Origin of the sequence: Streptomyces sp. NPDC058741, assembly GCF_042746715.1 — a bacterium.
GTDB lineage: Bacteria > Actinomycetota > Actinomycetes > Streptomycetales > Streptomycetaceae > Streptomyces.
Genome location: NZ_JBHYQH010000006.1, coordinates 60,160 through 77,741 on the forward strand (window position 1 = coordinate 60,160; position 17,582 = coordinate 77,741).

Here is a 17,582-nt window from a genome sequence, read left to right on the forward strand (position 1 = left end):
CCGGGGGTGCTTACCGGACGTCGACGAAGTCGCCGGTGGCGTTGACGGCCGGGGTGGTCGTGGTGCCCGCGAAGGACCAGCGGAAGTAGCCGTCCGTGGAGGCCGTGACCGTGGTCTTCAGCTCACCCGTGCTGTTCGACGTGATGGTCTTCAGCGTGGTGTAGGTGCTGGAGTCCTTCTTGCGGAACTGCAGCTTCACCGACTGGTTGGTGTAACCCGCGTACGTGAGGGTCTCCCAGTTGGCCCGCGACAGCTTGCCGGTGACCGTGATGGTCCTGCCCTTCACGACCGGCTCGGGCGAGGCGTTGACGGTCAGCCTGGAGGCGCGCTGGAACGTGAAGGAACCGGCCTTGTCCTTCCAGATGAAGTCGTCGTCCTCGGCGTCGATCCAGGCGCCGACGTACCAGGTGCCGGCGTTGGCGTTGCTGAGGTAGTCGACCTTGGGGTCGACCAGCACCGAGGCGGTGCAGGTCGAGGTGGTGGAGCTGACGGCCGTGCAGGTGGGCCTGCCGGTGGAGAAGTACCCGTAGCCGGGGCCCTCGAGCTGGAACTCGTCGGCGCCCGCGATGCCGGAGTCGTCGGTGGCGGTCACGCTGACCTTGATCGTCTTGGGCTCGGAGATGCCCACCGAGACCTTGTTGTCGCCGTCGACGACGACCTTGGTGATCCGGGTGTCGCCGAATCCGCCGTCGGCCTGCGCGGCAGGAACGGCGAGGGCGGAGAGGGCCAGGGCGCCGGAGACGGCGGCCACGGTGGCTCGGATGCGCATGCGTTCTCCAGGTGGAGAGGGGCCCCGGGTGCTCGTCGTCGGCTCTCGGGGCCCAAGTGATCGTGGAGTCTGTTGACTCGGTGATCAGATACGCGGGCCCTGCTTTTGGTTGTACGGCCGGTGAAAAAACTGTGCGGATCTTTTCATCGGCCCCCGCGCGGCTCCCCGCGGCTCAGTCGAACCACCGGTCCCGCGCCAGCTCCGCCGTCCGCGACGGGTCTTCCAGCAGGGCCGCCACCTCGAACCGCCGGGGCCACTGCCGGGCCGCCCAGGCCAGTCCCGCGGCGACGCCCTCCAGGGTGGCGGCGTGCAGGACGCCGTCGTCGGTGAGACGCCAGTCGATCTCCACACCGTCCACGACGAGTTCCTCGTGCTCGACGTAGGAACCGGGCGCCGTCCGGCCGAGCAGCACCCGCACCGACTCGGGTACGTCGTGCTCGGTGCCCTCGGAGGTGACCTCGCCGGTGACGGACTCGCTCAGCCGGCGCACCTGGAACAGTTCGGCCAGGTCGGCGGCCCGGGAGGGGCGCACGGGGAGCAGCGGGACGCCCTCGGTGAAGGGCAGCAGGTCCGGCGAGTCGCACACCACGGCGTCGGCCGCGTCCACGACCTCCACCCGGCCGTCGACGACCGCGCGCAACTCGTCCGGCAGGGTCACCTGATCGGGGTCCAGCCCGGCCAGCGCGCCGTACAGGGCGTGCAGCCGGGCGCCCGTCACCTCGCGCTCGGGGTCGGCGAGGCGGTCGAGCAGCTCGGCGGCCCCGCCGGGCTCGTCCAGCAGCGCGGCGACCGAGGTGCGCACGCCCAGCGCGCGCAGCACCTGCTCGTCCTCGAAGCCGGTGGCGTCGGCCTCCTCGTACAGGCCGCGCAGCAGGGGGTCGCCGCCGGCGGCCCGCAGTCCGGCGGGGCGGCGGCCGTCGAGCACCGGGTTCCCGCGCAGCCACCAGGCGGTGTACGGCCGGACGACCTCGTGCGTGCCGTCGTGCAGCAGGATCCGCACGGGCTGCACGAGCGCGTCCCGGAGCGGCGGCCGCGACAGCAGCGACAGGGCCTGCGCCCACTTGCCCTCGTCGACCAGGTCCAGATCGCGTACGGCGACGATCTCGGTGGCGACCGGCGGCACGGGACTGTCGGGGAAGCGGTCGAGGACGTCCTCCGCCCACACGTCGACGGCGTCGAGCAGTCCGGCGTCGTCGGGTTCGGGGAAGTCGCCCTCGCGGGGCTCCAGTTCGTCCGGGTCGAGGACGACGTCGGTGGCCCGGACCAGCGCGAAGTTCACCAGCACCCCGCAGGCGGCCAGCGGCTGCTCGCCCCACCGGGCGGCCAGCTCGGCGTCCACGGCGGCGAGTTCGCCCTCGCGCATGACCTGTGCGAACGGTCCGTCGGGGAAGACGAGTTCGCAGGCCGGGGCCGGTTCGCCGTCCTCGTCGGGCAGGGCGAGCGCGCCGAGCCAGGGCTCGTCGCCGGGTTCCAGTCCGGCGTCCCGCACCAGGGCGAGCACGGTGTCGGCCAGCTCCTCGGCGTCGAGGGCGTCCTCCTCCCAGTTCACCCCGCCCTCGTCGTCGAGCGAGGCGGCGACGGCGGCCCGCACCTGCGGGGTGGTGAGGACGGCGCGCGGGGTGGCGGGCAGGGCGCCGAGCTTCTCCAGGATCGGGTGGGCGGCGTCCGGGTGGGCGACCTTCAGCCCCAGCCGGGCCAGCACCTCGGGGTCGATCCCGGCGCCGTCCGCGCCGGGCAGCAGCACCTGCCGGGGTCCGATGGCCGTCCGCCCGTCGGCGAGCGGAACAGGCAGTCCGGACAGCCGGTCCGGGTCGACCCCGGCCAGGCTGTCGTAGAGCCGCCGCCACCAGCCGGGTTCCTTCTCCAGCCCGGCCAGCCGGTCGATCGCGTCGGTCAGCGGCACCCGGGCGACCCCCAGGGTGCGCAGCTCCGCACGGCGCTCCAGCCCGGCGGGCAGCAGCGTGGGCAGCACCTCGGCGAGGACGGACACGGTCTCCGCACCGGCGCCCTCGACGACCTCGGCGTCCCGGGGCCGCAGGGACTCCGGCAGGTCCTCGCCGTCGCGGGGAAAATGGGCGGGCGGCAGGAAGGAGGTCCGCGGCAGCCGCTCCAGGACGGCCCGGCGCAGGGCGCCGTCCAGCTCGCCCTTGCCGAGCGGGCCGGGCACGAGGCCGATGGTCCCGGCGGTCACCGGCCGCCACGCGCCGAGCAGCTCGGCGTAGGCGTCGGCGGCGCGCTGCACCAGGAAGTCCGTCACCGGGCCGGCGGCGGCGTGCCGGCGCGTGGAGTCCAGCGGGAACGAGGCGATGAGCAGGGCCGGGACGCCGAGCGGTTCGTCGCTGGGGGTGGGGGCGTGCACGACCGGGGTGGTGCGGGGCCGGACCGGGCTGCCGTCGCTGTCGACGGGCACGGCCCAGGTGACCGACCAGTACGGCCGCAGCCGCTCCTCGACGGGCCGGTCGGCGAGCAGCTCGGGCGTGAGGGTGCCGTGGGCCGCGGTGGTGCGCCAGTGGGTGACGCCCTCGGCGGAGTCGTCGACGACGGTGAAGGGACCGTCGGTGCGGCGGGTGAGGGTCCGGGGCGCCTCGTCGTTGATCTCGACGACGAGTTCGTCGAGGCCGGCGAGGGTGAGCAGGACGGCGTCGTCGACGGCCCGCAGCAGCCGCTCGGCGAGGTCGGCGGCGGCCGCGTCGCGCAGCGGCAGGATGACGGCGGTGTCGTAGGGGGCGGGGGCGGTGCCCTCGGCGGCGAACGGCAGTCGCAGCAGCGGCACGTGCCCGTCGCGGCGCCGGACCTCGTCCCCGAGGCCGGGGCTGTGCCGGGCGGTGTCGGCCGCGAGCTCCCGCGCCTCCGCCAGCGACCAGCGGACCCCGCCGTACCGCCCGACGACGGCGGGCTCGTCGGTGACGGACAGCACGGCGGCGAAGCCGACGCCGAACCGGCCGACGGAAGGCGTGTCGCGCTTGGCCGACGCGCGCAGGGTCGCCAGCGACTCCACACCGGCCGCGTCCAGCGGCGCACCGGTGTTGGCGGCGACCAGCACCCCCTCGCGCAGAGTGAGCCGCAACCGCCCCGGCACCCCGGCCCGGGCGGCCGCGTCGGCGGCGTTCTGGGCGAGCTCGACGACGAGCCGGTCCCGGTAGCCGCCGAGGACGAGATCCTCCTCGGCGTTGGCGTCCTCCCGGAACCGGGCCGGACTGGTGGCCCAGGCGTCGAGGACCCCACGCCGCAGTCGCGCCGTACCGAACGGGTCGGCCCCCTCAGCGGCCGGGCGCACGAACTTGCTGCTCACGTTGACTCTCCTCATCGGCCCTGATCGGCGTGAGGTCGAAGGTACCGCTCTTCGGCACCGCGGCGGCCCGGGCCCGATCGGCGGCGGACACGGCACGTGATCGCCGTAGCGGGTCCCGGAACGGGAAGGGCGCACCGACAGCGGCTCCCCGGTCGACGCCCCCGCGACGGGAGTACGGTGACTGGCTGCTAAGGGGGCTTGCCCGTCCGTAACCACAGCCCTGAAGATGTAGGGCTTCGTGGCCGATCACGGCGACGGTACGGCACGCGCCTGGTTCTACAACCCTGATGGGTCCGAGGCGCTGCTGTGCGGGAACGGCATGCGGTGCGCCGGCCGGATACTGCTGGACCGGCACCAGGCGGAGTCGGTTGTCGTGGAGCAGGGGCCGTACTCCTTCACCGTGCGCGACCGGGGCCGTACGTCCCACGGGGTGCGGCAGGTGTCGGTGGAGCTGCCCGCCGTGGACTTCGCACCCGGTGAGCCGATCGTCGCGGAGGCGGGACCGCAAGGCGCGTACGTGGACCGGCTGCTTCCCGCCTTCCACCCGTCACGGCACGTGACGGCGGTCGCGGTGCCGAACTCACACCTGGTCACCGTGATCGACACGTACGACGAGGCGGAGCTGATCGAGACCGGGCGGCGCGTCGCCGGTTCCCCGGACGTGTTCCCCATCGGCGCCAATCTGTCCTTTGTGCTGCAGCTGTCCGACGACGAGGTGTTCATCCACACCTACGAGCGAGGGGCCGGACTGACGCCGTCCTGTGGTTCGGGCATCGCGGCCTCGCGGGCCACGCTCTCCCGTCTCGGCCTCGTCGATCCCGAGCGGCCGGTGACCGTGCGCAACCCCGGGGGCGTGGCCCGCAGCTACCTCCAGACGGCCGGTGACGCGTGGCAGCCGGTCCTGGAGGGCAACGCCACCCTCGTGTACGACGCGGAACTCGACCCCGCGGAGCTCCTCGGGGACGGTCCGGTGGCCTACGAGGGTGCCGCGCACATGGCGGAAATCAGCGCGTTCGCCGAGCTCAGCCGGGAAAACATGAAGGTGCTGCACGAGGCGGGCATTCACCCGACCGAGGTCTGAGCGGAGACACGGCGCCGTCCCTGCGGCCCGCCCCGCCCCGTGCCGCTTGCCGATGGGGGACGAGGGGGAGGGAACGGCATTGGGGGATCTGTCGGCCGGACTGGTGGCCATCGTGGTCGGGATCGCACTGCGGCAGGTCGACCGGTGGTGGTTCAGCCGGACACGGGGACGGCCCACATCGGACTCGCTCCGTGCGGTGATGCGGCTCCAGCGTGAGCGGCTGAACGATGTCACGCCGATCCTCCTGCTCCTGGGCCACTGGGTGGAGTTCGCCGGATGGTGTGTGGTGGCCGTGCACGGCGGCCCTTGGGCCTGGGTTCTCGCCGCCTTCGCGGGGGCAGCGAAATTCCGCCACCTGCAAGAGGTCAGCCACTTCGCCGTGCACGGCGTACTGGTCCGGAGCCTGCGGCTGAACACGGTGCTCGCCGAGGTGGCCGTCCACCTCCCGCTCGGCTTCGTCCCCGTGCCGGTACGACGCCGTCGGCACGTGCGCGAGCACCATCCGAACGCGACGGTCGCCGGAGCCGATCCGAACCTGGCCGAACTCCACGCGGCTGGCCTGCGTCCGGGGGCCACGACGGCTCGGTGCCTGCGGGGCATGGCCCACCCACTCACCCCGTCCGGCGCGTACGGCACGGTCCGCGCCCTGGCGGCTCTGGGGCGGGGGCCGGGCGCGGGGAGGCTGCGGGCCGCCGGGCCTGTGGTGGTGACGGCCGCTGTCGCCGCACTCTTCGGCTGGGATGCGGCGGTGTTCGCCTTCGCGCTGCCCCGCTTGCTGCTGTATCCGCAGCTCGCGTGGATGTCGCTGCTCGTCGAGCACCGCTGGTTCGACCCCGAGCGGCTGACCGGACCGCCCGCCGCCGTCGAGGCCGGTCGCTGTCTGCGCCTGTACCCGCGCAACACGCTCCTCGCCCTGCTGGCCCGGGGCACGTGGCTGCCGTACGGCGACCTGTACCACTTCGCCCACTCCGCGCACCCGGCGGTGCGCTGGAACTACCTCCCCGCCCTGGAGCGCTCGCTGCACGGCCCCGCCTACCGGCCGCAGGCCCTGCTGTGGGGTGACTCCGCGGTCCTCCGCCGACACTGCCGGGCCCTGGCAACGGCCCCCGGTACCGGCACCGGACGCGTCGCCTCGGCACACCAGGACGCGTGACGCCCCCGCGGCCCCGGGTCTTCGCTGCCCGGCATGCCCGCGTTGCCGGTGGTCTGCGGCACAATGACCGCTGTTTCCGGTTCCATCGCGTCACCGCTTCGGCGCCCGCGGTGTCGTCAAGGGGGAGTGGATGACCACAGCGCCGCAGACCAACCTGGAGAAGGTGCTGGCACGGCTTGTCGACCGCAAGCCCCTGCGCTCGGAGGCGACCCTCCAGTCGGATGTCCGGCAGCTGCTGCTCGAAGGCGGCCTCAACCTGGACGAGAACGACCTGACAGTCGACCTCGAGACCCCGGTCGGTGACGGCCGGCGCATCGACGTCGAGATCGGCTTCACGGCCATGGAGTGCAAGCGGGACCTGCGCAGCGCGAAGGTCCTCAAGGACGCCGAGAAGCAGCTCGAAGGGTACGTCCGTACCCGCGCCGAGCAGGTCGGCCAGCGATACGTCGGCATCCTCACCGACGGCGCCGACTGGCGGGCCTATGCCCTCTCCGGATCGGCGTTCGTCCCGGCGGGCCGCTTCGAGGTCAAGCCGCGCCGGACCACGCCTCTGGAGCTGCTGGTCTGACTCGAAGGCGTCCTCGCCACCGCCGAGGGCATCAAGCCGACACCCGACGTGATCAAGGGCCGCCTCGGCGCGGGCAGCGTCTCCCACGGGATCGACTACACCACGCTGTCCGCCCTCCACGCGGAGAACAAGGACCTGCCCACGGTCCAGCTCAAGCGGGAGCTGTGGGCCCGTCTGCTGCGCAGCGCGCTGGGCGCCCAGTTCGAGGACACCGACGAACTGTTCATCGAGCACACATTCCTGGTCAACACCGCGGGGATCATCGCGCACTCGGTCCTCGGCTACGACGTCCGCCAGATCCCCCCGGCCACGCTCGTCCTGGGCCAGCTCTTCGAGCAGGCCGGGATCCACGGCGTCGTCATCGATCACAAGCTGTACTGGGGCACGGTGGGGAGTCGCGAAGAGGGCGTGTATCTCTGCGCCATTCTTAATGCGCCCGCGCTGACCGAAATCGTCCGACCCCTCATGTCGTACGGCAAGGACGAGCGGGACATCGACAAAGCGGTATGGCAGCTCCCCATCCCGACATTCGGCCAGGCGAATCCCGGCCATCAGCGTCTCGCTGAACCAGGTGCTGCGGAAGCATCCCGCAGCGCAGCCCTGGAGCTCGACGAGACCAAGAATTTCGTCAAGCCGCGTCAGACGGTCCGCTCTGTGATCGCAATGTCCCCAGGTGCCGAGGAGTCGGACGAGCTGGTCCGCCTTTTGCTGGAGTAGGCGGACCAGGTCGCGCGATCAGTCCTCGGAAACGTAGGGGACGAACTCCGCCCACGTGTCCGGGGTGAAGGTGATGCGGGGGCCTTCGGTGGTCTTGGAGTCGCGGACGTGGACGATGCCGGGGGTGAGAGCGAGTTCGACACAGGACTCACCGTTGGTGCCACTGCTGAAGCTGCTCTTGAACCACTCCAGCTGGGACGTGTCCTCGGTGGATGCCTTGTAAATCATGTTTCTCCCAGCAGATGCTCGAGGAAGGCCAGTGACTCCCGGGGGGTGAGAGCCTGTGCCCGGATGGCATTGAACTGCAGCTCGAGAATCCGGAGCTGCCGGAGCTCAGAGACGGGACGGGCATTGAACGCCCCGTCTCCACGCCCTACGGCTGTACCGTCTGCGAACTTCAGCAGTTCGATCCTGCCATCCAGTCCCGGGTGGGCGTCACTCTTGGTCGGCATCACCTGAAGTGTGACGTTCCACAATCGCCCCAGCTCTAGCAGGCGTTCGAGCTGTCGGTGCCGCACCATTGTGCCTCCGATCTCACGCCGCAGAGGTGCCTCCTCCATCACGAAGTGGATCGCAGGTGCCGGATCTCGGTCGAAGACGGGACTGCCGGTCCATGCGCGCAGTCACCATTCGCTCCACGTCGTCCGGCGAGTACGGCGGCTGACATGCCTCGAACAGCGCTCGCGCATGCTCGGGCGTCTGCAACAGTCCGTGGATGCTATTGCACTCGTACAGACCGATCTCAACCGCCTTAGCCTCCAGCTTCCCCAGTTCCCGCACCTTCTTCGGGTACCGGACTTTCTTCACGTCCTCCCAGGCAGCCGCGATGAGCCCGCCCGCCCCCAGGATCTCGTCCGCCTTGTCCAGGAACTCCTGCCGGGGGATCCGCTTGCCGCCCTCGATCTTGTAGACCATGTCCTCGCCGTAGCCGACCACCCGGCCGAACTCGGCGGCCCGCATCCCCGCCGCCTCGCGCCGCAGTTTCAGCTGCCGGCCGACCGTGGTGATGACCGCGACGCCCCACTCGTCGTCCGGGTCCACCTCCCACCCCGGCTCGTCCGCCTCTTCCTTGAGCCGACCCGCCTCCGCCTCGACCGCCGTCATGCCGCACCTCTCCCTCGGAACCGTCCGTGACGCACCCGGCGCCCCACCCGTGCCAACCGTCGGCACAGCCCCGACAGCACCGGACAACCGCTGGACAGTGACCGTACGTACGCCCTGAGTGACCTCTCACGGTACGCAGATCCGGCCACGCTGAGTGATGTGAATCAGCGAACTGCCGAATCCAACGCCGCCGTCAGGGACTACAGCGTGCTGTTGTCCGCCACCCCACGCAGCGCCCGCCTCGCCCGTCGCCTCACGGACGCCCACCTCCGGGACCGGGGGTACGACTCGGAGGCCGCAGGCCAGGTCGTGGCCGAACTGGCCGTCAACGCCGTAACCCACGGCCGGGTCCCGGGCCGGGACTTCCGGCTGGTCCTCCGGATGGTCGACGACACGCTCCGCGTCGAGGTCACCGACACGCGCTGCGAACGCCTCCCCGAACTCCGACCGCCCTCCCCCGACGCCGAGTCGGGCCGCGGGCTGCTTCTCGTGGACGCCCTCGCGGACCGCTGGGGCGTGTCCGAGGACCCCTTCCCACGCGAGACCGTCTGGGCCGAACTACGCCTCACACCACCGGAACCCACGTTCTGAGGCTCCGGTGCCGTCGGCGCCCTCCGGAACAAGAACTCGGGGAGAAAGCACCCCACCAAGCCCCGCCCTTTCCCGCCCGAGGCCCACGCTCACTCGGGCGGGTGAACATCACCGGCTGAGCTGGATTTCCGGTCCCCCGGCACCTCTACGCTCAGCGCACACACCCCCGAAAAAACTTCGGCCCCCGCCAGGACTGCAATCCGGACTGCAATCCCGGTGCGAGGGCCTGACCACCAAGGAAGTCGAGCCCTTCCCGATGGATAACACCGTGATCACGGACCCGGATGAGGCTCGCACCGACCTGGTCCTGGCCAGCCTGGCGGCCATCACGCACGCCGCGGAACCCGACGTCGTTGCGATACTGAAGGCCCTGTCCACAGCATTGCGGGACGCGCCTGAGGACGTCGCGGGTCCCCTGATCGAATTCACCGCACAGGGCCTGGGCAAGAACCCGGCCAAGCACCTCTGGAGGAACCTGGTGGCCGTGGACCTCTCCTTCTACAGGTCCTACCTCGCCGAAGAAGTCCGGGCGGAAGTCCGCGCAGAGCTCCGGGACGAAGTCCGAGCCCAGGTCCAGGACGAAGTCCGAGCCCAACTCCAGGACGAAGTCCGAGCCCAACTCCAGGACGAAGTCCGAGCCCAACTCCAGGACGAAGTCCGAGCCCAACTCCAGGACGAAGTCCGAGCCGAGTCCGAAACGCGGCGCGCCGCCGAGGACGTCCTGGCGGTACTCGCCGCACGAGGTCTGGACGTACCCGACGACGCCCGTGAGCGCATCCGGGCCTGCGACGATCCCCACACCCTGAGCCACCGGCTCCGGCGTGCCGTCACGGCACCGACAGTCGAGAAGGTCTTCGGCGACGACTGAGTGACCAAGCCGGGGGCGGCACCCGTCCTGGCCGCGCCGCCCCCGGTCGGGCTACGAGTGCCCCAGCTCCGCCGAGGACTCGTCCTCCGTGAGCGGTACCGAGCCCGAGTCCGGGGCCGGGCTCAGCGGGAACGGGTCGACGCGGGTCTCGTCGATCACCGGGGGCGCCGGCTGCGGCGGGCGCGGCATGACCGCGGCCTCGGAGTGGCCGCCGCAGCCGAACGCGAGGGAGACCACGCGGCCGTCCGCCGGGGCGAACTCGTTGGCGCAGACACCGAAGGCCTGTCCCAGGGAGCCGCCGACGGGGACGAGGAACCCGCAGCTGACGCAGGCGGCGGGGGCCGACTGGGCCATCGGGGTCTTGGGGCCGAACGCCTCCTCCCAGCGGTCGGCCGCGGTGTGCAGGCCGTAGCGGGACAGGACGCGGGCGCGGCGCATGCCGAGTTCCCCGGCGACCGCCGCGATCGAGCCGCGGGACGGGATGCCCGGCAGCCTGGACGGAGATCCCTCGGTGACGTCGGCGTCCTCCGCCTCCACCAGGTCCGCCATCTCGTGCGACACCGGCGCGTTCGGCGCGGGTTCGTCCGCGCCCGAGTAGCCGGGCTCCAGGCGCAGGTCCTCGGCGTCGGTGGGCAGCAGGTCTCCCGGGCCCATGTCGCCGGGGCGCAGCCGCTCGCTCCACGGCACCCACTCGGGCGCCAGCACCGCGTCGGGGCCGGGCAGCAGGACCGCCTCGTCGACCGTGACGACCTTCGCGCGGGAGGCGCGGGCCACCGTGACGGCCCAGCGCCAGCCCCGGTAGCCGAGCTCGCGGCACTCGAAGAAGTGCGTGACGACCCGGTCCCCCTCGGCGACCGCACCCACGTGCTCACCGACGATCCCGGGCGCGGCGGCCTCCTCGGCTGCGGCACGCGCGAGGTCGACGGCCTCGGCGCACAGACGGTCGGGGGTGCGGCTTCGCGTTGTCGCTGCGCTCACAGGTATCGCTTCTCTCCTACGCCGTCTCACGTGTGCGCCACACCCGGCGCAAGACGGGACGGAGCGGACCAGGGGACCGCGTCGACGTCCTTCATCCATTCTGCGGGATGGCTGAGATACGCACGCTACCCTTCCGCCCCACGTCGCGTACACCGACCGGTGCCATGAGCGACAACCAGGACAGTCACCCCACAGGCCCTATACAAGCGGTAAGGGCACTACCCACCGGCTTTGCGGGGCACTATGACGTCGTGGCAGCCGCGAAGACACCCCCGGGCGCCACCGGGACCGGTGGGTCGAAAGGGGTCAGGGGAAGCAGCCGACCGGGCGGGCCGGGCCGTCTGGGCGGTTCCCTGCGCGCGGTCGGCCGGGCCCTGCACTTCCCGGTGACCGGCACGGCCCGCGGGATCCGCAAGGCCACCCACGCCCACGGGGCGGGCGAGTCGGGCCTCGGCAAGCTGATCGAGCTGCACGGCGTGAACGGCGCGGGCGACGTCATGATCACCGTCGCCCTCGCCTCGACCGTCTTCTTCTCCGTGCCGACCGACGAGGCCCGCGGGCGCGTCGCGCTGTACCTGGCGATCACCATGGCGCCGTTCACGCTCCTCGCCCCGGTGATCGGCCCCCTCCTGGACCGCATCCCGCACGGCCGGCGCGCTGCGATGGCCGGGGCGATGCTGGCCCGGGCGCTGCTCGCGCTGATCCTCTCCGGCGCGGTCGTCAGCGGCAGCATCCAGCTCTACCCGGCCGCGCTCGGCGTGCTCGTCGCGTCGAAGGCGTACGGCGTGGTCAGAAGCGCCGTGGTGCCCCGGCTGCTGCCGCCCCGCTTCTCCCTGGTGAAGGCCAACTCGCGCGTCACCCTGGGCGGCCTCCTCGCCACCGGCATCGCCGCGCCCATCGGCGCCGGCCTGCAGCAGATCGGACCGCGCTGGCCGCTCTACGGCGCCTTCGTGATCTTCGTGGCGGGGACGGTCCTGTCGTTCACGCTGCCGCCCAAGGTCGACTCCGCCAAGGGCGAGGACCGGGCCCTGCTGGCCGCGGACGAGCAGCACCTGCACGGACCGCACCTCCATCCGGTCAAGCGCCCCGGGCTGCGCACGGTCGGCCCGGCCGTCACCCACGCCCTGGCCGCCAACGCCTCCATCCGCTGCCTCACCGGGTTCCTGATCTTCTTCCTGGCCTTCCTGCTGCGCGAGCACCCCATGTCCGGGCAGAGCGCCGCGGTGTCCCTGGGCATCGTGGGCGTCTCGGCGGGCGCGGGCAACGCCCTGGGCACGGCCGTGGGGGCGTGGCTGCGCTCCCGGGCGCCGGAGATCATCATCGTGACGGTGGTGGCCTGCGTGACGGCCGCGGCGATCACGGCCGCGGTGTTCTTCGGGACGGTACTGGTGGCCGCCCTCGCCGCGATCGCCGGCTTCGCCCAGGCGCTGGCCAAGCTGTCCCTGGACGCGCTCATCCAGCGGGACGTGCCCGAGCTGGTCCGGACCTCGGCCTTCGCCCGTTCGGAGACGCTGCTGCAGATGTCCTGGGTGCTGGGCGGGGCCGTCGGCATCCTGATGCCGCTGAACGGCACGGCCGGTCTCGCGGTGGGCTCCGCGATCGTGGCGACCGGGTGGCTGACGACCGTACGGGGGCTGGTCGACTCGGCCCGGCGCGGCGGTCCGGCGCGGCAGCGGGTGGCCTGAGGACTGCCGTCCCGCTCCCGTCCGCCCCTGCGGAGACGGCCGTGCGGGCGCGCCGTACCCCGCGTGGGGGGTGCGGGCGGTGGGACAGATAGCCTTCGCCCATGAACACGTTGCAATCCGCTGTGCGACGCCGCCGCGCCGTCGCCCTCGCCGGCGTCGTATCCGCCGGACTGCTCGTCCTGTCGGCCTGTGACAAGCCGACGCCGGTGGCCACGGTCACCGTGGGCCGCGACTCGGTGAACTCCGAGGCCACCTGCGGCGGCGAGGGCGACGCCCTCAAGTCGTCCGACCTGTCGCAGTGCCTGAAGGACAAGGGCATCCAGAGCATCTCGGTCGACCCCGACGAGACCGTGCGCTTCGGAGTCGACCCGGAGATCGCCGACAACGGCTGGACGATCCTGATGAACGGTCAGCCGCTGACCGACTCCAGCAAGAAGACCTACCGCACGATCCCCGGCAGCGTGTTCTTCAACGCCCAGTACGGCGCGCAGGGCAACTCGACGCTCGTCTCCATCAAGGAGGGCGACAAGGAAGCGTCGGGCCTCTGGAACTTCAAGCTCAAGAAGGACGCCTGATCGCTGTCGCCGGGCCCGGCCGCGTGCTGATCGCCACCGCGGTCCCCCTGGAGCGGGACGCGGTGGCCCGGGCCCTGCCCGGCGGCGGCGACCTCGATGTGATCGCGGCCGGCGTGGGGCCCGCGCTCGCCGCCGCCTCCACCGCCTCCGCGCTGACCGCCGCCGCCCTCCGGGGCACCCCCTACGGCCTCGTGGTGTCCGCCGGGATCGGCGGGGGGTTCCAGCCCTCGGCGCCCGTGGGGTCGCTGGTCGTCGCCGACGAGATCGTCGCGGCCGATCTGGGGGCCGAGACCGCGGACGGGTTCGTCCCGGTCACCGACCTCGGCTTCGGAACCGTACGGCACCGGCCGCCGGCCGCACTCGTCCGGCAGGCCGCCGAAGCCACCGGGGCCCGTACCGGTGCCGTGCTCACCGTGTCCACGGTGACCGGGACCGCCGAGCGGGCGGCCCGGCTGTGGGAGCGGCATCCCACCGCCCTCGCCGAGGCCATGGAGGGCTTCGGGGTGGCCGAGGCCGCCGCAGCTCAGGGCGTGCCGGTCCTGGAGGTGCGGGCGATCTCCAATCCCGTGGGGCCGCGGGACCGGGCCGCCTGGCGCATCCCCGACGCCCTGACGGCCCTGACCGAGGGGTTCGGGAAGCTCCTGCCCGTCCTGGAGAGCCGGAACCGCCATGACCGCTGAGCAGTTGCAGATCGCCTACTCCCCCTGCCCGAACGACACGTTCGTCTTCGACGCCCTCGCCCACGGCCGGGTTGCCGGCGCCCCCGCCCTGGACGTGACGTTCGCGGACATCGACCTCACCAACGGCATGGCCGAGCGCGGCGAGTCCGACGTGCTGAAGGTGTCCTACGCCGTGCTGCCGTACGTGCTCGACACGTACGCCCTGCTGCCCTGCGGCGGCGCACTGGGGCGGGGCTGCGGCCCGCTGGTGCTCACGCGCGAGGCCGGTGTCGACCTCACCGGGCGGACCGTCGCCGTGCCCGGCGAGAGGTCGACGGCGTACCTGCTGTTCCGGCTGTGGGCCGCGGACACGGTGCCCGGCGGGGTCGGCGAGATCGTGGTGATGCCGTTCCACGAGATCATGCCGGCCGTGCGGGACGGGAGGGTCGACGCGGGGCTCGTGATCCACGAGGCGCGCTTCACCTACCGGAACTACGGGCTCCACAAGCTCGCCGACATGGGCGAGCACTGGGAGGACACCACCGGGCTGCCGATCCCGCTCGGCGCGATCATCGCCAAGCGGTCGCTGGGCGAGGAGAGGCTGCGCGGGCTCGCGGAGGCCGTCCGGGCGTCCGTGCGCGCCGCCTGGGACGACCCGGAGGCGTCCCGGCCGTACGTCATGGAGCACGCCCAGGAGATGGACCCGGCCGTCGCCGACCAGCACATCGGTCTGTACGTCAACGAGTTCACCGCCGACCTCGGCGAGGACGGCTACGCCGCCGTGCGCGGGCTGCTCACCCGCGCGGCGGCCGAGGGGCTCGTCCCGCCCCTCGGCCCGCACGCGCTGGACTTCCCCTGAGGCCCGGTCACACGTCCAGCTGGTCGGCGACCGCGCGCAGCAGACCCGCGATCTTCTTCCCGGCGGCCTTCTCGGGGTAGCGGCCCCGCTCCAGCATCGGCGTGATGTTCTCCAGGAGCGTCGTCAGGTCCTGGACGATGGAGGCCAGCTCGTCGGGCTTCTTGCGGGTCGCGGCGGCGACGGACGGGGTCGGGTCCAGGACCGTCAGGGACAGCGCCTGGTCGCCGCGCTGTCCGGCCACCACCCCGAACTCCACGCGCTGGCCCGGCTTGAGCGTCTCGACTCCGGCGGGGAGGACCGAGGAATGGACGAAGACGTCACCGCCGTCGTCGCGGGAGAGAAAGCCGAAGCCCTTCTCGCTGTTGAACCACTTGACTTTGCCGGTGGGCACGTCTGTCCTCGTCCTCGTACTCGTCGGAAAACTGCTTCTGAAACGGCTCTTGATAGCACTCGGGCGGGTCGTACGGACCCGCCGGTACCCAGGCTAGTGCTCTTGAGGCCGGTGACAAGACGTCACCCGGTTGTTCTCTCGCGCTGGGAACTACCCTGGTCGGGTGCGTGACAAAACCCAAACGAATTCCGCCGCTCCCGGTGACCGCCTCGTTCGTGCCGGAGCCGTCGTCTTCTTCATCGGCGCCGTGGCCACACTGGTCACGGTCGCCCCGCTGTTCCTGGGGACGACGCCCTTTCCGACGTACATGTTCGGATTGAGCATGCTCATGGCAGTCGGATTCCTGACGGCCGGTGCGGGAGTACTGCGTTCCGTCGCCGCCGGCCGGCGTCAGGCGCGCGCGGGGCGGTAGTCCGACAGCCACCCCGGGAATTCCGTCAGATCGCCGAGGACGACGTCCGCGCCCGCCGCACGCAGTTCCTCGGCGGGGCAGGGACCGGTGGCCACCGCGACCGACAGCGCGCCGGCCGTGCGTGCGCCGCGGACGTCCCCGACGTGGTCGCCGACGTAGACCGCCGCGTCGTGCTCGCGCAGCGCGTGCGCCTTCTGCTCGGCCCACAGGTCCCCGATGACCGCGTCCGGCTCGATGCCGAGGTGGGCGAGGTGCAGCTCGGCGTTCGGCTCGTACTTGGCGGTGACGACGATCGCCCGTCCGCCGGCCTCGCGTACGGCCGCTATGGCCTCCCGGGCGCCGGACAGCGCCGGCGTCGCGGTGATCGCGATGGTCGGGTACATCGCCCGGTACACGTCCGCCGCCGCCGCGACCTCCTCGGCCGGGAACCAGTTGATCAGCTCCTCGGCCAGCGGCGGGCCCAGCCGGGTGACCGCCAGGTCGGCGTCGATGTACGTCCCCGTCCGCTCGGACAGCGCCTGGTAGCAGGCGCGGATGCCGGGGCGGGAGTCGATGAGGGTCATGTCGAGGTCGAAGCCGACGGTCAGTGCCATGGGGACCATTGTGCCGAGCGCGGTCGAACGGCGGACGTCACCCGTGCGGCGGACCTCGGACGGCCCTCGACGGCTGATCGCCGGGCTCCCGTCCGCCCCGGGCGGCGACGGGAGTGCGACGGCGGCCCCTCTTGGCTAACGCTTGAGCTGGGAGCGCCAGACGAGGAACAGCGCCGACGCCACCGCCGCTGCCCGCACCACCCACGGCCAGGTCCCGGCGACCGCGTCGTTCACGTGGCCCTCGGCGACGGGGGCGCCCCAGCGGCCGTTCATCCGGCCCCAGAGCCAGACCAGGCCGCCCGTCAGCGCGAGGCCGGGCAGGACCACCACCGCCCACTTCGTCTCCGCCGGGGTGAGGCGGCGGGAGGCGTAGGCGATGAGCCAGCCGAGGATCAGCACGAACCAGTTGCCGAGCACCGCCCCCGCGACGAGCAGGCCCGCGGCGATCAGCAGCAGGGGGTTGCTCCAGCCGGCCGCGGGAAGCCCGGGCAGACGCCGGCGGCGGCCGGTCTCCTCCGCCTGCCCCGTCGCCGTGGCCACCGCCACGGGCTCCTCGGCCGCCGGCTCCTCCTGCCGCGCCGCGCGCTGCCCGGGCGGCTTGAGCAGGTCCGGCAGTTCCACCCCGCCCACGAAGCCGGGCACCTCGTCGCCCACGTCGAAGGGGCCGCTCTCCACCCGCCACCAGTCCGGCCGGACCGCGCTGTCGCCGAGTTCGTGCCCTGCCGCCAGATGCGGCGGGGCCGCGCCCTCGGAGGCGGCGGGACGCGGCTCCTCCGCGGGCCGGGCGGGGCGGGGGCGGGGCAGCACCACGCGCCGCAGGACGCCCTTCGGCCGCTCCTCGCGCTCCCCGGGCCCGCGGTCGCGCTGCGCGGGGACGGACGCGGGGGCGGCGGGGGCCTGCGGCTCGCCCGGCCGCGGGCCGCCGGCCGTGCCGTCCGCCGCTGCCGCCACGACCTCGTCGGGGCTGCCCAGGCGGGTGATGATGCGGCGGACGGCGGCGGGCGAGTCGACGGTGGCCCTGGCGCGGCGCCGGTCGATCTCGTCACGCAGGTCGGCGACCAGGCGCATGCGGGTCGCCGACGACAACTGCCGCTGCTGGGCCACGTCGCCGACGCGGCTCAGATACTCGTATACGACCTGGTCGCTCTCAATCCCCACGAAGTGCCCTCCGGGGCGGGTCCGTTGCGTGACGCCGTCGGACGACGGTACCGCGAGTCGCCATGGGGCGGCCAAAAGCCGGTGGGGTGTTCGAGGAGGAGGCCGCGCACGGACGGCTCACCGGCCGGA

General features: G+C 72.5%; 17 protein-coding genes and 2 pseudogenes. 11 read left to right on the forward strand and 8 right to left on the reverse strand.

Annotated features, from left to right (window positions below; translation table 11 throughout):
* Nucleotides 1-10: 10 nt before the first annotated feature.
* The gene (locus tag ACFW6P_RS06935; protein ID WP_386347100.1) at nucleotides 11-769 is read right to left on the reverse strand and encodes a calcium-binding protein; all 759 of its coding nucleotides are present in this window, start codon (nucleotides 767-769) and stop codon (nucleotides 11-13) included.
* A gap of 172 nt (nucleotides 770-941) precedes the next feature.
* Nucleotides 942-4,076 carry a sacsin N-terminal ATP-binding-like domain-containing protein gene (locus ACFW6P_RS06940; protein WP_386423099.1) on the reverse strand — a complete coding sequence of 1,045 codons (3,135 nt, stop codon included), beginning with the start codon at nucleotides 4,074-4,076 and terminating at the stop codon, nucleotides 942-944.
* Between the two features lie 223 nt (nucleotides 4,077-4,299).
* Here ACFW6P_RS06940 and ACFW6P_RS06945 point away from each other — a divergent pair, with 223 nt between their 5' ends.
* From ACFW6P_RS06945 to ACFW6P_RS06960, 4 genes are all read left to right on the forward strand, one after another.
* Complete coding sequence (locus ACFW6P_RS06945; protein ID WP_386423100.1) at nucleotides 4,300-5,142, forward strand: diaminopimelate epimerase; 843 nt, start codon at nucleotides 4,300-4,302, stop codon at nucleotides 5,140-5,142.
* Between the two features lie 79 nt (nucleotides 5,143-5,221).
* Nucleotides 5,222-6,295 carry a fatty acid desaturase gene (locus ACFW6P_RS06950; protein WP_386347108.1) on the forward strand — a complete coding sequence of 358 codons (1,074 nt, stop codon included), beginning with the start codon at nucleotides 5,222-5,224 and terminating at the stop codon, nucleotides 6,293-6,295.
* Between the two features lie 130 nt (nucleotides 6,296-6,425).
* Nucleotides 6,426-6,863 (forward strand): hypothetical protein, encoded by a 438-nt coding sequence (locus ACFW6P_RS06955; protein WP_386347110.1) that lies wholly within the window; start codon nucleotides 6,426-6,428, stop codon nucleotides 6,861-6,863.
* A 48-nt stretch (nucleotides 6,864-6,911) separates the two neighbouring features.
* On the forward strand, nucleotides 6,912-7,580 hold the full coding sequence (locus tag ACFW6P_RS06960) for a hypothetical protein (protein ID WP_386423102.1): 669 nt from the start codon (nucleotides 6,912-6,914) through the stop codon (nucleotides 7,578-7,580).
* Between the two features lie 18 nt (nucleotides 7,581-7,598).
* Here the strand turns inward: ACFW6P_RS06960 and ACFW6P_RS06965 are convergent, their stop codons facing one another.
* Both ACFW6P_RS06965 and ACFW6P_RS06970 read right to left on the reverse strand, forming a co-directional pair.
* Nucleotides 7,599-7,808 carry a DUF397 domain-containing protein gene (locus tag ACFW6P_RS06965; RefSeq protein ID WP_386347114.1) on the reverse strand — a complete coding sequence of 70 codons (210 nt, stop codon included), beginning with the start codon at nucleotides 7,806-7,808 and terminating at the stop codon, nucleotides 7,599-7,601.
* Nucleotides 7,805-8,684: pseudogene (locus ACFW6P_RS06970) on the reverse strand (helix-turn-helix domain-containing protein). The gene ACFW6P_RS06965 and the pseudogene ACFW6P_RS06970 overlap by 4 nt, the downstream one beginning before the upstream one ends.
* Nucleotides 8,685-8,843: 159 nt before the next feature.
* Between ACFW6P_RS06970 and ACFW6P_RS06975 the strand changes: the two are divergent.
* Nucleotides 8,844-9,275, forward strand: coding sequence for an ATP-binding protein (locus ACFW6P_RS06975; RefSeq protein WP_386347116.1), 432 nt, complete (start codon nucleotides 8,844-8,846; stop codon nucleotides 9,273-9,275).
* Nucleotides 9,276-9,537: 262 nt separating this feature from the next.
* A pseudogene (locus ACFW6P_RS06980) lies at nucleotides 9,538-10,143 on the forward strand (hypothetical protein); the annotation flags it as partial.
* A gap of 51 nt (nucleotides 10,144-10,194) precedes the next feature.
* On the opposite strand, the gene ACFW6P_RS06985 reads toward ACFW6P_RS06980, so the two are convergent.
* The gene (locus ACFW6P_RS06985; RefSeq protein WP_386347118.1) at nucleotides 10,195-11,121 is read right to left on the reverse strand and encodes a DUF3027 domain-containing protein; all 927 of its coding nucleotides are present in this window, start codon (nucleotides 11,119-11,121) and stop codon (nucleotides 10,195-10,197) included.
* Between the two features lie 251 nt (nucleotides 11,122-11,372).
* Between ACFW6P_RS06985 and ACFW6P_RS06990 the strand changes: the two genes are divergently transcribed.
* The 4 genes from ACFW6P_RS06990 (at nucleotide 11,373) to ACFW6P_RS07005 (ending at nucleotide 14,899) form a co-directional block, all read left to right on the forward strand.
* Complete coding sequence (locus ACFW6P_RS06990; RefSeq protein ID WP_386347120.1) at nucleotides 11,373-12,806, forward strand: MFS transporter; 1,434 nt, start codon at nucleotides 11,373-11,375, stop codon at nucleotides 12,804-12,806.
* Nucleotides 12,807-12,907: 101 nt separating this feature from the next.
* On the forward strand, nucleotides 12,908-13,381 hold the full coding sequence (locus ACFW6P_RS06995) for a DUF2771 domain-containing protein (RefSeq protein WP_386347122.1): 474 nt from the start codon (nucleotides 12,908-12,910) through the stop codon (nucleotides 13,379-13,381).
* Nucleotides 13,351-14,061, forward strand: a complete 711-nt coding sequence (locus tag ACFW6P_RS07000; protein ID WP_386347467.1) for a futalosine hydrolase — start codon at nucleotides 13,351-13,353, stop codon at nucleotides 14,059-14,061. The genes ACFW6P_RS06995 and ACFW6P_RS07000 overlap by 31 nt, the downstream gene beginning before the upstream one ends.
* Nucleotides 14,051-14,899, forward strand: a complete 849-nt coding sequence (locus tag ACFW6P_RS07005) for a 1,4-dihydroxy-6-naphthoate synthase (RefSeq protein WP_386347124.1) — start codon at nucleotides 14,051-14,053, stop codon at nucleotides 14,897-14,899. The genes ACFW6P_RS07000 and ACFW6P_RS07005 overlap by 11 nt, the downstream gene beginning before the upstream one ends.
* 7 nt (nucleotides 14,900-14,906) lie before the next feature.
* On the opposite strand, the gene ACFW6P_RS07010 is transcribed toward ACFW6P_RS07005, so the two are convergent.
* Nucleotides 14,907-15,290: a cold-shock protein gene (locus ACFW6P_RS07010; protein WP_386347126.1), complete on the reverse strand. Its 384-nt coding sequence runs from the start codon at nucleotides 15,288-15,290 to the stop codon at nucleotides 14,907-14,909.
* A 163-nt stretch (nucleotides 15,291-15,453) separates the two neighbouring features.
* Here ACFW6P_RS07010 and ACFW6P_RS07015 point away from each other — a divergent pair, with 163 nt between their 5' ends.
* A complete protein-coding gene (locus ACFW6P_RS07015; RefSeq protein WP_386347128.1) occupies nucleotides 15,454-15,702 on the forward strand; it encodes a hypothetical protein in 249 nt (82 codons plus the stop codon).
* On the opposite strand, the gene ACFW6P_RS07020 is transcribed toward ACFW6P_RS07015, so the two are convergent.
* Nucleotides 15,681-16,304, reverse strand: a complete 624-nt coding sequence (locus tag ACFW6P_RS07020) for an HAD family hydrolase (protein WP_386347130.1) — start codon at nucleotides 16,302-16,304, stop codon at nucleotides 15,681-15,683. The genes ACFW6P_RS07015 and ACFW6P_RS07020 overlap by 22 nt on opposite strands.
* Before the next feature lie 126 nt (nucleotides 16,305-16,430).
* Complete coding sequence (locus ACFW6P_RS07025) at nucleotides 16,431-17,453, reverse strand: hypothetical protein (RefSeq protein WP_386423103.1); 1,023 nt, start codon at nucleotides 17,451-17,453, stop codon at nucleotides 16,431-16,433.
* Nucleotides 17,454-17,582 lie beyond the last annotated feature (129 nt).